The sequence below is a fragment of the Arthrobacter sp. Cza30 genome, from assembly GCF_059090765.1.
This window is the reverse complement of sequence record NZ_JBNHGA010000004.1, coordinates 60,208-74,066: the sequence shown is the minus strand read 5'-3', so window position 1 is coordinate 74,066 and position 13,859 is coordinate 60,208. Positions and strand designations below refer to the sequence as shown.

Sequence of the window (13,859 nt, the reverse complement as noted above, 5' to 3'; positions counted from 1 at the left end):
CTACCCGAACTTGGGCAGCTGCTCCGGCGCCGTCGTCGAGGGCATGACGCGATAGGTCTTGAGCACCTGGGTCATGGCCTTCTGGAACGCGGTCGCGTTGGCCGCAGACGATGTTACCTTCGTCGGCTCATCGAGGGTCACGACCACGACGTACTCGGGGTCGTCGGCGGGGGCGAAGCCGACCATGGTCGTGTAGTAGACGCCCGCCTTGTAGCCGCCGTTGACGAGGTCGGCCTTCTCACCGGTTCCCGTCTTCCCGCCGACCCGGTAGCCGGGGATCGCGACCTGGCTGGCGTACGGGGCCTGCAGGAAGACGTTCTCGAGCATCGTGCGCATCTGCGCCGACGTGCTCTCGCTGACGACCTGCTCCGGCTCGGGGAGCTCCGGCTCGATGACGGTGCCGTCGGCGGTCGTGCACGACTCGACCACCGACAGCGGCATCTTCACGCCGTTGTTGACGATCGCGCCGTACGCGCGGGCGAGCTCGGGCATCGTCGTGGTCACACCCTGCCCGAACGACGTGTTGTACGCCGTCTGCGCGCCCCAGTCCGCCGCGGGGTAGATGAGACCTGCCTGCTCACCCGGGTACGACGCGGTGCCCTCTCCGATGCCGAAGCGCTTGAAGTAGTCGTAGCGCGTCTGGTTCGGAACGGTCTCGCTGAACTTCGAGATGCCGGTGTTCGACGAATCGATCAGCACGCCGGCCAGCGTGTACGTGTACGCCGGGTGCTGGAACGAGTCGCGCACGCGCGCCCCGCCCGGGAAGTTCTCCAGGCCCGACGCCACGACGGTCGACGCGGGCGTCTGGCCCCCGGCGTCGATGACGGTCGCGGCGGTGAGCGCCTTGAAGGTCGATCCCGGCTCGAACCAGTTGCGGAAGATGCGGCTGCTGCGATCGACGTCCGGCGTCGCGTCGACGTCGTTGGGATCGACCGTCGGGAACTCCGCGGCTGCCCGGACCTTGCCCGTCTTCGCCTCGTAGACGAGGATGGCGCCGGCCTGGGCGCCCATGTTCTGCGTCTGCTCGGCGATCAGCTGCTGCAGGTACCACTGCAGGTCGCGGTTGATCGTCAGCTGAAGGGTGCCGCCGTCGACGGCGGGCTCCTCCTGCTCGGTGCCGGGGATGATGACGCCGTCCTTGCCCTGCTGGTATCGACGGGTGCCGTTGGTGGCGGCGAGGCAGTCGTTCTGCAGCTTCTCCAGCCCCTCGAGCGCCTCGCCGTCGGTGCCGACGAACCCGACGAGGTTGCCCGCCACCGCCCCGTCCGGGTACGCGCGGGCGGGATGCTGCAGGCACTGGATATACGGGGCGAGCGCCACGAGCCCTCGGTACTGCTCGGTCGTGACGCCGTTCTTGAGCTTCGCGTACTGCGTATCCGGGTTCTCGGCCAGCGCCGCGGACACGATCCCCCGCACCTCGTCGGGCGTCTGACCGGTGATGGAGGCCACATCGACCGAGACCTCCTGCCACAGCCGTGCGTCGGACTTCCCCGCGATGATGCTCTCGTCGGTCTGCCGGATGAGCAGCGGATCGAGCTGGCAGTCGTACAGGAGGATGCTGCCGGCGAGCGTCTGCCCGTTCTCATCCACGATGGCCCCGCGCGTGCCGTACAGCTCCTGCGTCCCCGCGAACGCCCAGTCCATCGAGTCGGAGACGTGCTCGTCGGCGTTGACGACCTGGATGTCGACCAGCCGCACGATGAACCCGGCGAGCACCGACAGGACGACGGCCAGGGCCACCACCGTGCGACGGCGTGGCGTCCTCGTGCTGCGTGTGGTCATCGGTCAGCGTCCCGTCGCATCGAGTCGGCGTCCGTTCTCGTTCGTGCTCAGTGTGTGCTGGGGGTGGGCAGTCCGTCGGTAAGGGCGGGCGGTGTGTTCGAGACTCCACCGTCGGCCGCCGCCGCTTCCTCGGACGCGGGCGGGCCGGCGATGGTCGCATCGGGCTCGGTGACCAGCGGCGTGTCGGTGATCAGCGCGTTCGGAACGGCGGCGCGGCCCAGCGCGTCGACCGACGAGGAGCCCACCGCCACCTGCGAGGCTCCGAGGATCGCCCCGTCGCTGAGCCGCAGGTAGCTCGGGGACTCGTCGATCACCATGCCGAGCGCGGTGGCGTTCGCGGCGAGATACTGCGGGGAGCTGAGCCCCGCGACGTCGTCGTAGAGCATCTGCTTGTCGTAGGTGAGCGCCCGCTGCTCCTTCGCCAGGGCCGACAGCTCGTACGAACCCTGCGTCGTCATGATCGACAGGCCCATCTGCGCGGCCGCGATGAGGAACGCGCCCATCACGGCGACGATGCCGTACAGCAGCTTGGGCTTGCGCCGACGGGCGGGCGCCTCGACGACGCGCAGGCGCCGGCTCGGGGCATCCCGCCGTTGGGGTGCGGGTGCCGCGGACCACATGGGCGCGGTGGCGAGCGCACCGAGGTTGGTGCTCATGCGTCCTCCCTCACGCGTTCGGCGGCGCGCAGCCGCACAGGGGTCGCGCGCGGGTTCTGCGCCCGCTCGGCCTCGCCGGCGAGCTCTGCGCCCTTGACGAGCAGTCGGAACCGAGGTGCGTGCTCGGGCAGCTCGACGGGCAGCCCGGGCGGCGCCGTGGACGCCGCGGCTTCGGCGAAGGCCCGCTTGACCAGGCGGTCCTCGAGCGACTGGTACGACAGCACAACGATGCGGCCGCCGACGCGAAGGATGCCGAGCGCCGCCGGGATGGCGCGTTCGAGCACGGACAGCTCGCGGTTGACCTCGATCCGCAGCGCCTGGAACACCCGCTTGGCGGGATGGCCGGTGCGCTGCGCGGCGTAGGGGGTGGCGGCCACGAGGATCTCGACCAGCCGGCCCGACCGCTCGATCGGCGCCTCGGCACGGGCGGCGATGATCGCTCGCGCGTACCGGCCGGCGAGCTTCTCCTCGCCGTAGCGCTCGAAGATGCGTCGCAGGTCGCCCTCGCCGTAGGTCGCGAGCACGTCGGCCGCCGTGGGGCCCGAGCTCTGATCCATCCGCATGTCCAGGGGCGCATCCTGCGCGTAGGCGAATCCGCGGTCGGCGACATCGAGCTGCAGCGACGAGACGCCGAGGTCGAACAGGATGCCGTCGACCCTGTCGAAGCCCGCGGAGGCCACCGCCTCGGCGATGCCGTCGTAGACGGTGTGCACGAGCGTGACGCGGTCGCCGAAGCGCGCGAGACGCTCACCGGCGATGCGCAGCGCGTCGGTGTCGCGGTCGAGGCCCACGAGGTGGACCCGCGGGAAGCGCTCGAGGAGCGCCTCCGCATGCCCGCCCATCCCGAGCGTCGCGTCGACGAGGACGGCGTCCTCGCGGTCCAGCGCGGGCGCGAGCAGCTCGACGCAGCGGTCGAGCATCACGGGGGTGTGGATGTCGCGGAGGTTCATGTTGTCGGGGCTTCCGCTCCCCCGGCTCCGATCCCCATCCACTCTGACCTGGCGCCGGGGAAGTGCGTCAGGGCGTGAGCGGCTGGGAGTCGCAACCGGGGGCCTCAGAACAGGCCCGGAATCACCTCCTGCTCCAGCTCGGCGTATGTCTCTTCGTTGGCCGCCGCGTACGTGTTCCACGTCTCGGCGTTCCAGATCTCGGCGTGCGCGCCGACGCCGGTGACCACGAGGTCGCGCTCGAGGCCGGCGTAGGTGCGCAGGGGCGGCGGAATGGTGATGCGGTTCTGGCCGTCGGGCTTCTCGGCGCTGGCCCCCGAGAGGAACATGCGCAGGAAGTCACGGGCCTGCTTGTTGGCCAGCGGCGCCTCGCGGATGCGCTCGTGCACGCGCTCGAACTCCCGCTCGCTGAAGACGTAGAGGCATCGGTCCTGGCCGCGGGTCACGACGACACCTCCGCCCAGGTCGTCGCGGAATTTCGCGGGGAGGATGACCCGGCCCTTGTCGTCCAGCTTGGGTGTGTGCGTGCCCAACAGCATCGGAACATCACACCCCCCTCTGGCCGGCCCCCCGGGATGCACGCCACTTTACTCCACTCTCCTCCACTTCGCTACCATTCCGGTGCATCGCTTCTCCCTGAGCGCCCCAGCACTCGGCGCATGGGCCCCGCCAGGGCAACAAAAAAGCACCGACCCGGAGGTCGGTGCTCGTTGCCGGTTCGGACGGCGGGCGCGTCAGCGCCCTTCCTGCCGCCTGTCCCATCGGTCGTTCATGCGATCCATGAACGATGAGGAGGGCCTGCCGGGTCTGGCGGCGGATCGGTCGGCGTGGTCGTGGACGCGTGCCGGGCCGCGGCCGGGCGTGACGGCGAGGACGACCCCGCCGAGCATCACGACGAATCCGATGACGCCCACGACGATGAGGGGCACGGAGACCCCGACGATGAGACCGCCGAGGCCGAGCAGCACGAGGATGGTGCCGTAGACGATGTTGCGATAGCTCAGCGAGCGTCCGCCACGCGGTGCACTGACGACATCCGCGTCGTTGCGCATGAGATGGCGTTCCATCTCATCGAGCAGGCGCTGCTCCTGTTCGGAGAGTGGCATGCATCCCCCTCTGTCCTTGTGGTGGCGACGATTCTACGCGCGCCCTAGAACACTAGGCTAGGCCCGTGTCCGCCTCCGAAGCGCCGATCGAAGCTGTTTCTCAGCGACTGGACAACTTCATCTCGGATCAGCGCGCGGGCGCCGCCGATCTGGGCGCCGAAGCGGCTCTCCTCATCGATTCCGCGGCCACCTCCGTGACGGGCGGGAAGCGTCTGCGGGGCCGGTTCTGCCTCGCCGGGTGGAGGGCGGTGGAGGAAGCCTCGCGACCGGCCGCAACGCCGCCGGCGTCGGTGATCGCCGCCGCGGCCGCCCTCGAGATCTTCCACGCCGCAGCGCTGGTCCACGACGACCTCATCGACAACTCCGACACCCGTCGCGGCCGGCCCTCCGCTCATCGAGCGCTGGAGCACCTCCACCGACGAGCCGGCTGGATCGGCGATGCCGCCGCCTTCGGCCGGTCCGCGGCGATCCTGCTCGGCGACCTCCTCGTCGCGTGGAGCGACGACCTGCTGGAGGAAGGGCTGGAAGCGGCCGGCACGAACGCCGGCGCGGCCCGCAGGGAGTACGCCACGATGCGCCGCGAAGTCACACTCGGGCAGTTCCTCGACGTGGCCGAGGAGTCCGCGTTCGCATCGGAGTCCGACGACCGGCATGCCGAGCGGGCTCTGCGCGTGGCATCCCTCAAGTCGGCGCGCTACAGCGTCCAGCAGCCGCTCGCGATCGGCGCCGCCCTGGCGGGAGCCGATGCCCAGCAGCGGCAGGCTCTCGCGGCATTCGGGCATCCGCTGGGCATGGCCTTCCAGCTGCGCGACGATGTCCTGGGCGTGTTCGGGAACGAGCGCGAGACGGGCAAGCCGTCGGGCGACGACCTGCGCGAGGGGAAGCGCACGGTCCTCATCGCCTATGCCCGGGAGGTGCTGGACACCCCGTCGCGTCGCATCCTCGACGAGCTCCTCGGCGATCCGCACCTGGACGAAGGGCAGATCGCGTCGCTTCAGCAGACGATCGTCGACAGCGGAGCGCTCGAGCGTGTCGAGACGCTGATCGCCGACTTCGCGCGCGAAGCCGACCGGGCGCTCGTGGGCGCGCGATTGGGACACGCGGCGGTGAGCGACCTGCGCGAGCTGGCGCGCGCCGCCACCGTGCGCGTCACCTGAGTCCGGCCTCCTCCCGGCGTACCCGGACGCGGCGACTGCGGATCAGGCGAGCGTCTGCGCGACCCGGCGCACCTCGCTCTTGCGCCCGGCGAGCAGGGCCTCGATGGGGGCGACCCCGATCGAGTCCTCGCGCTCGAGCAGCCAGTCGATGACCTCGTCGTCCGAGAATCCGGCGTCGTGCAGCACGATGGCGGTGCCGCGAAGCGACGGCAGCGGGTGCCCGTCCTTGATGAAGACCGCGGGCACCGCAAGCGCGCCGTGGCGGCGCGACCCCACCAGATGGGACTCATCGAGGAGGCGGCGTACGCGGCCCAGCGGTTCGCCGAGCACCTCCACGAGTTCGGGCAGGGTGAGCCATTCGGTCTCGATGCGCGAAGCGTCAGCGGTCACGATGCAACTATCTCAGATCCTCGCTCCGGCGCACCGCTTCTCGCCACGATGCGCACCGACACCATGGATGTCACATCAGTCACACGTGCAACGACAGTTGACACCAGTTGCCATACGTGACACGGTTTTCGCAGTCGACAGAGGGGGACAACTCGTGCGACCTGCAACTCCGACCCGCCGTGATCCGCACCAGCGGGCCCGTCGTGCGGGGCTTCCCGTCGCCGTCGTCGGCTCGATCGCGCTGTCGCTGTCGGCCCTGCCTGCGCATGCCGAGCCGAGGGATGCCGCCGAGCCGGGATCGGCCGAGGCCCGAGGAGCCCGCGCTGCGGCATCCGTTCCCCTCGCACCCAAGGGAGCCACCGCAACCGCGCACAAAGGCGCCTCCTTCATGCGCGCGGCCGGCGCCGCCACCCACGCCGCTCCCAAGGCTCCCCACGCCGCGCCCGCTCCGGCGACCTATGTCGTGCAGAGAGGCGACACCGTCAGCGGCATCGCCGCCCGGTTCGGGCTGCGCACTGCGGACGTCCTGGCGCTCAACGGGCTCGGATGGCGCTCTGTGATCCAGCCGGGCCAGGTGCTCGTTCTGGGCGCCAACGCGGCGACGACGCCGCCGCCGCCGAGCGCGTCGTCGAGCGCGTCGTCGTATGTCGTGCAGCGGGGCGACACCATCAGCGCGATCGCCCAGCGCCACGGCCTCACCACGCACGCCGTGCTCGCGGCCAACAGCCTGGAGCGGTCGTCGATCATCTACCCCGGGCAGACGCTGACGATGCCGGGCGGCACCGCCTCCCCCGCCGCTCCGGCACCGGCCCCGGCGCCGTCGCCGGCCCCCGCCGCTGCGTACACGGTCGTCGCCGGAGACACGATGAGCGGCATCGCCCAGCGTCACGGCGTCACGACGCGCGCCCTGCTCGCCGCGAACGGGCTGGATGCCTCGTCGATCATCTATCCCGGTCAGCGGATCGCCGTGCCGATCGCCGCCGTGCCGGCATCGGCGACGACCGTCCCGGGGCTCGACGCCGAGCAGACCGCCAACGCGCAGCTCATCATCCGCGTGGGTCGCGAACTGGGCGTGCCCGATCGGGGCATCGCGATCGCCCTGGGCACCGCCATGCAGGAGTCGTGGATCCGCAACCTGGACTGGGGCGATCGGGATTCGCTCGGTCTGTTCCAGCAGCGGCCGGCCACAGGCTGGGGCACGCCCGACGAAGTGCGCGATCCGGTGCGCTCCATCAAGGCCTTCTTCGGCGGCGCGTCCGATCCGAACGGATCCCGCACGCGGGGCCTCCTCGACATCCCGGGCTGGCAGGACATGTCCTTCGCCGACGCGGCGCAGGCGGTGCAGATCTCTGCATACCCCGACCGCTACGCGCGGTGGGAGGCGCCGGCGTATGCCTGGCTCGCCGCGCTCGGGTGAGCCCTCACGTAACGGTACGGTCGCAGGGTGAGCCGCTCCGCTGGCTTGCAGGCGCGCGTCCGTAGACTCTTCGCGTGAGCACGAGCCAGCAGACGGACCCGCTGATCGGGCGTCTCGTCGACGGCCGGTACCGGGTGCGTGCTCGCATCGCCCGCGGCGGGATGGCGACCGTCTACGTCGCCACCGATCTCCGTCTCGAGCGCCGCATCGCGCTCAAGGTGATGCACAGTCACCTCAGCGACGACACGATGTTCCAGAGCCGGTTCATCCAGGAGGCCCGCGCCGCGGCCCGCCTGGCCGATCCCCACGTGGTGAACGTGTTCGATCAGGGCCAGGACGGCGAGATGGCCTATCTCGTCATGGAGTACCTCCCCGGCATCACCTTGCGCGAACTCCTGCGCGAACAGCGCCGACTCACCGTGCCGCAGGCGGTGACGATCCTCGATGCCGTGCTGTCGGGCCTCGCCGCCGCCCACCGCGCCGGCATCGTGCACCGCGACGTCAAACCCGAGAACGTGCTGCTCGCCGAGGACGGCCGCATCAAGATCGGCGACTTCGGCCTCGCTCGCGCCACGACGGCGAACACGGCATCGGGCGCGCAGCTGCTGGGGACGATCGCCTACCTCGCCCCGGAGCTGGTCACCCGCGGCACCGCCGACGCCCGCAGCGACATCTACGCCCTCGGCATCATGCTGTACGAGATGCTCACGGGCGAGCAGCCGTACAAGGGCGAGCAGCCCATGCAGATCGCCTTCCAGCACGCGACCGACTCGGTGCCCAGGCCGAGCGTGAAGAACCCCGGCGTCCCCGAGCCGCTGGACGAGCTGGTGCTGTGGGCGACCGAGAAGTCCCCCGACGACCGTCCGCTCGACGCGGGTCAGATGCTCGAGCGACTCCGCGAGATCGAGCGCGAGCTCGGCATCACGCCCGCCGTCACGCGCACGACGCCGCTGGGGGTGACCCGCGAGCAGGCGACCTCCTCGACCGGTGAGCTGACCGCGGTGCTGCCCACCGCATCGACGGGCCCCACGACCGCCATGGAGGAGGTCGACAACGCCTCCCGCCTGCGCCGCGCCATCCGCCGTCGCCGCGCCAAGGGCGCATGGCTGGCGGCCGTCGTGGTGATCCTCGCGGTCCTCGCCGCCGGAACGGGATGGTGGTTCGGCTCGGGGCCGGGATCGCTGGTGCAGGTCGCCGATGTGTCGGGCATGACCTTCCCGCAGGCATCCGAGCGTCTTCAGCAGGATTCGCTCGTGGCCGTCGAGCGGGGCGAGCACAGCCTCGAGGTTCCCGTCGGACAGGTGATCGGCACTGATCCGGCCAGCGGCGACCGCGTGGACCGCGAGACCGAGGTCGTCGTGTTCGTCTCGCTGGGGCCTGCCGAGGCGACCTTCGGGTCCTTCCTCGGGATGCCCGAGCAGGACGCGCGCACGGCGCTCGGCGACCAGTCCGTGACCGTCGCCGACGACAACGCCGAGTTCTTCACCGACAGTCCCGCCGGTTCCGTCGTCGGCGTCATGATCCGGCCGGCCGGCGCGCCCGAGGACGGCTCCCAGGACGTGCCCTGCGGCGAGGGCTGCACCGTGCACCAGGGGGATGTCGCGACGCTGTGGGTCTCGCTCGGCGCCGTGCCCGACGTGGCGGGCCAGAGCGAGGGATCGGCGCGCAGCGACCTCGAACGCGTCGGACTCTCCGTCGCCGAGGACAGCCGGACCGAGGCGAGCGAGACCGTCGAAGAGGGGCGCGTCCTCCGGGTCGTGGGCCGTGACGACGGGGGATGGCTGCGCCCCGGCGACACCGTCACGCTCGTCGTCTCGAGCGGTCCCCCGCTCTTCGAAGTGCCCGACGTCGTCGGGATGACCCGCGATCAGGCGAAGGCCGCGATCACGAACGCCGGCTTCCGCGTGGAGTACAACACCCTGTGGGACGTCGTCCTGGACGAGGCCACCGAGGTGGAGGCGCAGAACCCCGAGGGCGGGTCGATGCAGCGCAAGGGCACCGTGGTCTCGCTCCGCATCGAGGGCAGCTTCTGACTCGTCCCCCTTCCGTCGGGCCCCGCGAGACTTCACGAATGTCCGCGGATACACCGCACCGGGCGACATACGCGAAGTCTCGGCGGATCACGCGCCGCGCGTGCGTGCGCGGGCGAGCGCGCGACGGACACGCCCCGCCAGAGCGGCCGAGTCGGGCACGATGTCAGCTGCGCCGACGACCATGACGTCGTACCCGGCATCCTGAAGCAGCTGCACCCGCGTCAGATCCTCGAGCCACTGCCTTCGGTCCGTGCGGTGGTGATCGCCCTGGTATTCGAGCAGCAACCGGGCGTCGGGGTAACCGAGGTCGGCGTGTCGCAGCCCCGCGGCCGTCACGACCGGAACCTGCACGTCGGGCTCGGGCAGACCGTGGTCGACGAGCCCGAGCCGCAGCAGGGTCTCGCGTGGTGAGTGCGCGCCTGGACGAACGCGATCGAGTGCCAGGGCGAGGTCCTTGACGCCCCTCTTGCGTCGGCGACGCTGAATGGCGCGCATCAAGTCGTCTCGTGTGCACAGCGGAACCCGCGCCCGACCGATGCGTGGGCCCGTGAGCAGGTAGTCGCCGACGGCGACGAGCCAGTCCGACGTCAATCGCCGCCTCGATCCCGTGTCGGGGTCCACGCCCGTCGCTCCCGGCACGGCGAGCTGCGCCCACACGTCCGCAGGTGCGATCACGGGCAGCATCCCGAGCATCAGCCGCGGCAGGTCGGCCACCTCGGTCTCCCAGCCGATGATGCCCGGGCGGCGCATCGGGGCGGCATCCGACACGGCCATCACATGCAGATCCTCGTCGGCGCTCCATGCGTACGGCAGGGGGAAGTTCCACAGGCGCCCAGCGGTCACGTGGCTGAACCAGAGTTCCTGACCGAGCAGGGAGACGATCTCCTCGCACCGGGCGACGACATGGCGCGGTTCACCGCCGGCAACGTACAGTCCCCGATGCGGGTGACGTAGGTCCGGAGCGCGCAGGCGACTGCGTGCGACACCGGCATCGACCGCGTCGTGGAACAGGAAAGGCCCCCGCGTGAGCGACTCCGGGAGGTCCGACCAACGAGTCATCCCACGAGGATGCCCGCGCAGCCTCGGTGTGCGCGTTGACTGTCCACAAGCCCACGCGAGACTTCGCGCACGTCAGCGAAACGGGTGCCGACGGTGACGGACGCGAAGTCTCGCGGAGGGGGCGGATGTCTCGCTCGCGGACGAGCCCCGACGGATCAGCGCTTCTCGAGCTCCTCGGCCACGAGGAACGCCAGCTCGAGCGACTGCATGTGGTTCAGGCGCGGGTCGCACAGGGACTCGTAGCGCGTCGCGAGGGTCGCCTCGTCGATCATCTCCGAGCCGCCCAGGCACTCCGTCACGTCGTCGCCGGTGAGCTCCACATGGATGCCGCCCGGGAACGTCCCGACGGCACGGTGCGCCTCGAAGAAGCCGCGCACCTCGTCCACGACGTCGTCGAAGCGACGCGTCTTGTAGCCGGTCGGCGTCGTGATGCCGTTTCCGTGCATCGGGTCGGTGACCCAGAGGGGGGTCGCGCCCGAGTCGCGCACCGCCTCCAGGAGGGGCGGCAGCGCGTCACGGATCTTGCCCGCACCCATGCGCGTGATGAACGTGAGGCGTCCGGGCTCGCGCTGCGGGTCGAGCTTGTCGATGAGGGCGAGCGCGGTCTCGGGCGTCGTGGTCGGACCGAGCTTCACGCCGATCGGGTTGCGGATCTTCGAGAAGTAGTCCACGTGCGCACCGTCGAGGTCGCGGGTGCGCTCACCGATCCACAGGAAGTGCGCCGAGGTGTTGTACGGGGTGTTGGTCCGCGAGTCGATGCGCGTCATCGGACGCTCGTAGTCCATCAGCAGGCCTTCGTGGCCGGTGTAGAACTCCACGCGCTTGAGCTCGTCGAAGTCGGCGCCGGCGGCCTCCATGAAGCGGATGGCGCGGTCGATCTCGGTCGCCATGCGCTCGTACTGCTGATTGGCGGGGTTCTGCGCGAAGCCCTTGTTCCACGAATGCACCTCGCGGAGGTCGGCGAAGCCGCCCTGCGTGAACGCGCGGATGAGATTGATGGTCGACGCGGCCGTGTGGTAGCCCTTGAGCAGTCGCTGCGGGTCGGCCTGACGCGACTTCTCCGTGAAGTCGTAACCGTTGACGATGTCGCCGCGGTACGCCGGCAGCGTCACCTCGCCGCGCGTCTCGGTGTCGCTCGAGCGGGGCTTGGCGAACTGGCCGGCCATGCGGCCCATCTTCACCACGGGCATCGAGGCGCCGTAGGTCAGCACGACCGCCATCTGCAGCACCGTCTTGATGCGGTTGCGGATCTGCTCGGCCGTCGCGCCCGCGAACGTCTCGGCGCAGTCGCCGCCCTGCAGCAGGAACGCCTGACCCGACGCGGCGCGCGCCAGCCGGTCGCGCAGGTTGTCGACCTCGCCGGCGAACACCAGCGGGGGCAGGGTGGCGAGCTCCGCAGACACCTCCGCGACGGCCTCGGCGTCGGGCCACGCCGGCTGCTGCTTGATGGGCAGAGTCCGCCAGTGGTCGAGCGTGTCGAGGTGCTGAAGCATCCGCTCATTCTATCGGCGCCAGCGGACCCTCCGACGCCGCGTGACGACCGTTCACGCGCCGCTCACCGGCGCTTGGTCTTGAGCCTGTCCTTCACGGTCGAGGCGTACACGTCCTCGTACTCCTGCTCCCCCAGCCGCTGCAGCGCGACCATGATCTCGTCGGTGATGGAGCGCAGGATGTAACGGTCGCCCTCCATCCCGGTGAAGCGCGAGAAGTCGAGCGGCTCGCCGATCACGACGCCGACGCGAACGATCCGCGGCACGCGGGTTCCGATCGGCATCATGGTGTCGGTGTCCACCATCACGACGGGAACCACCGGCACGCGGGCCTCGAGCGCCATGCGCGCGATGCCGGTCCGCCCCCGGTAGAGCTTGCCGTCCGGACTGCGCGTCCCCTCCGGGTAGATCCCCAGCAGATCGCCGCGTCCGAGCACCTGCAGCCCCGTATTGAGGGATGCCTCGGACGCCTTGCCGCCGGACCTGTCGATCGGCAGCTGTCCGGTGGCTTTGAAGAAGACGCGCGTCGCCCAGCCCTTGAGCCCCTTGCCGGTGAAGTAGTCGCTCTTGGCGAGGAAGGCGACGGGCCGGTCGATCATCAGCGGCAGGAAGACCGAGTCGACGAAGGAGAGGTGGTTGCTGGCGAGGATCGCCGCGCCCTCCGCGGGGACGTTGCGACGGCCGACGATCCACGGGCGCCAGATCGCCTTCACGATCGGGCCGATCACCACGTACTTCATCAGCCAGTAGAACATCGCCTACTCCTCCGTGCCCGCCAGGTCGGCGGCGCCGATGAGGCCGGCGTCGTTGCCGAGCTCGGCGATGACGAACTCGGCGACGGGACGATCCCCGTACCCCGGAAGCGATGTCTCGTACGCGATGCGGACGGGCTCGAGCAGGTCGTCGCCCAGCTGGGCGACGCCGCCGCCGATCACGAACAGCTCGGGGTCGAGGACGGCCTGGAACCCGCCGCAGGCCTCGCCGAGCGCCGTGGCCACACGGCGCAGGGCTTCGATCGCCCCTTCGTCGCCCGCCAGGACGAGGCGGGACACCGCCGGGCCGCTGATCGTGCCCTTCTCCGCGCGGACTGCCGCCAGACCCGCGCCGATGCCGCCTGCGTCGGCGATCGCGTTCGCTTCGCGCTGCAGGGCTCGGCCGGACGCATACTGCTCCAGGCATCCGTTCTGCCCGCATCCGCACGGCAGGCCGTCGCGGATGAAGCGCATGTGACCGAGTTCGGCGCCGATCCCGTGACCGCCGCGGAACAGCTGCCCGTCGCTCACGATCGCGCCGCCGACGCCTGTCCCCATGGTCAGCATCACCATGCTGTCGGCATTGCGCGCCGCGCCGAAGCGGAACTCCGCCCACCCGGCGGCGTTGGCGTCGTTCTCGATCGTCACAGGCAGGTCGATCCCCTGCTCCAGGACCGCCTGAAGCGGCTCGTTGCGCCACGCGATGTTGGGCGCGTGGATCACCGTCGCCCGGTCACGGTCGATGAACCCCGCGGCGGCGACGCCGACGGCTGACACCCCGTGGTGCGATCCGAGGTGGCGGGCCATGTCGATGACCGCGCCTGCAAGCTGGGCGGTGTCGGTGGGCGTATCGATGCGCAGCTTCTCGAGGATGCGCCCCTCCGGGTCGACGACACCTCCGGCGATCTTCGTTCCACCGATGTCGATCCCGACCTTGAGCACCGCACTCCCCTCCGCTCGACGCGCGCGCGACGGCGGGTTGCATTCTATCCAGGCACGACGCGTCCACACCGCTCTGCAGCCTCCGTGGCCGGTCCCATTAGACTCACATGAGATCCACCCGAGATGCA

13 protein-coding genes are annotated in these 13,859 nt (G+C 70.5%); 3 read left to right on the top strand and 10 right to left on the bottom strand.

Annotated elements, in window-relative coordinates:
• The 5 genes from AC5RVZ_RS13905 to AC5RVZ_RS13885 form a co-directional block, all read right to left on the bottom strand.
• Positions 1-1,782, bottom strand: coding sequence for a peptidoglycan D,D-transpeptidase FtsI family protein (locus AC5RVZ_RS13905; protein ID WP_494066361.1), 1,782 nt, complete (start codon positions 1,780-1,782; stop codon positions 1-3).
• A gap of 47 nt (positions 1,783-1,829) precedes the next feature.
• The gene (gene ftsL, locus AC5RVZ_RS13900; RefSeq protein ID WP_494066360.1) at positions 1,830-2,438 is read right to left on the bottom strand and encodes a cell division protein FtsL; all 609 of its coding nucleotides are present in this window, start codon (positions 2,436-2,438) and stop codon (positions 1,830-1,832) included.
• On the bottom strand, positions 2,435-3,388 hold the full coding sequence (gene rsmH, locus AC5RVZ_RS13895; protein WP_494066359.1) for a 16S rRNA (cytosine(1402)-N(4))-methyltransferase RsmH: 954 nt from the start codon (positions 3,386-3,388) through the stop codon (positions 2,435-2,437). The genes ftsL and rsmH overlap by 4 nt, the downstream gene beginning before the upstream one ends.
• Positions 3,389-3,492: 104 nt before the next feature.
• The gene (mraZ, locus tag AC5RVZ_RS13890; RefSeq protein WP_494066358.1) at positions 3,493-3,924 is read right to left on the bottom strand and encodes a division/cell wall cluster transcriptional repressor MraZ; all 432 of its coding nucleotides are present in this window, start codon (positions 3,922-3,924) and stop codon (positions 3,493-3,495) included.
• A 195-nt stretch (positions 3,925-4,119) separates the two neighbouring features.
• On the bottom strand, positions 4,120-4,491 hold the full coding sequence (locus tag AC5RVZ_RS13885; protein WP_494066357.1) for an SCO2097 family morphological protein: 372 nt from the start codon (positions 4,489-4,491) through the stop codon (positions 4,120-4,122).
• A gap of 65 nt (positions 4,492-4,556) precedes the next feature.
• On the opposite strand from AC5RVZ_RS13885, the gene AC5RVZ_RS13880 reads away from it, so the two are divergent.
• Complete coding sequence (locus tag AC5RVZ_RS13880) at positions 4,557-5,648, top strand: polyprenyl synthetase family protein (protein WP_494066356.1); 1,092 nt, start codon at positions 4,557-4,559, stop codon at positions 5,646-5,648.
• 42 nt (positions 5,649-5,690) lie between these two features.
• Here AC5RVZ_RS13880 and AC5RVZ_RS13875 read toward each other — a convergent pair whose 3' ends face one another.
• Positions 5,691-6,041 (bottom strand): Rv2175c family DNA-binding protein, encoded by a 351-nt coding sequence (locus AC5RVZ_RS13875; RefSeq protein WP_494066985.1) that lies wholly within the window; start codon positions 6,039-6,041, stop codon positions 5,691-5,693.
• A gap of 151 nt (positions 6,042-6,192) precedes the next feature.
• On the opposite strand from AC5RVZ_RS13875, the gene AC5RVZ_RS13870 reads away from it, so the two are divergent.
• Together AC5RVZ_RS13870 and pknB are read left to right on the top strand one after the other, a co-directional pair.
• Entirely contained in the window at positions 6,193-7,455 is a 1,263-nt protein-coding gene (locus tag AC5RVZ_RS13870) for a LysM peptidoglycan-binding domain-containing protein (RefSeq protein ID WP_494066355.1), read from the top strand.
• Positions 7,456-7,529: 74 nt separating this feature from the next.
• Positions 7,530-9,488: a Stk1 family PASTA domain-containing Ser/Thr kinase gene (pknB, locus tag AC5RVZ_RS13865; protein ID WP_494066354.1), complete on the top strand. Its 1,959-nt coding sequence runs from the start codon at positions 7,530-7,532 to the stop codon at positions 9,486-9,488.
• Between the two features lie 87 nt (positions 9,489-9,575).
• Here the strand turns inward: pknB and AC5RVZ_RS13860 are convergent, their stop codons facing one another.
• The 4 genes from AC5RVZ_RS13860 to AC5RVZ_RS13845 form a co-directional block, all read right to left on the bottom strand.
• Positions 9,576-10,547 carry a putative endonuclease domain-containing protein gene (locus tag AC5RVZ_RS13860; RefSeq protein ID WP_494066353.1) on the bottom strand — a complete coding sequence of 324 codons (972 nt, stop codon included), beginning with the start codon at positions 10,545-10,547 and terminating at the stop codon, positions 9,576-9,578.
• 155 nt (positions 10,548-10,702) lie between these two features.
• Positions 10,703-12,040: a class II 3-deoxy-7-phosphoheptulonate synthase gene (locus AC5RVZ_RS13855; protein WP_494066352.1), complete on the bottom strand. Its 1,338-nt coding sequence runs from the start codon at positions 12,038-12,040 to the stop codon at positions 10,703-10,705.
• Positions 12,041-12,102: 62 nt separating this feature from the next.
• Positions 12,103-12,792, bottom strand: a complete 690-nt coding sequence (locus AC5RVZ_RS13850; RefSeq protein ID WP_494066351.1) for a lysophospholipid acyltransferase family protein — start codon at positions 12,790-12,792, stop codon at positions 12,103-12,105.
• 3 nt (positions 12,793-12,795) lie between these two features.
• Entirely contained in the window at positions 12,796-13,731 is a 936-nt protein-coding gene (locus AC5RVZ_RS13845) for an ROK family glucokinase (protein WP_494066350.1), read from the bottom strand.
• Between the last annotated feature and the right edge of the window lie 128 nt (positions 13,732-13,859).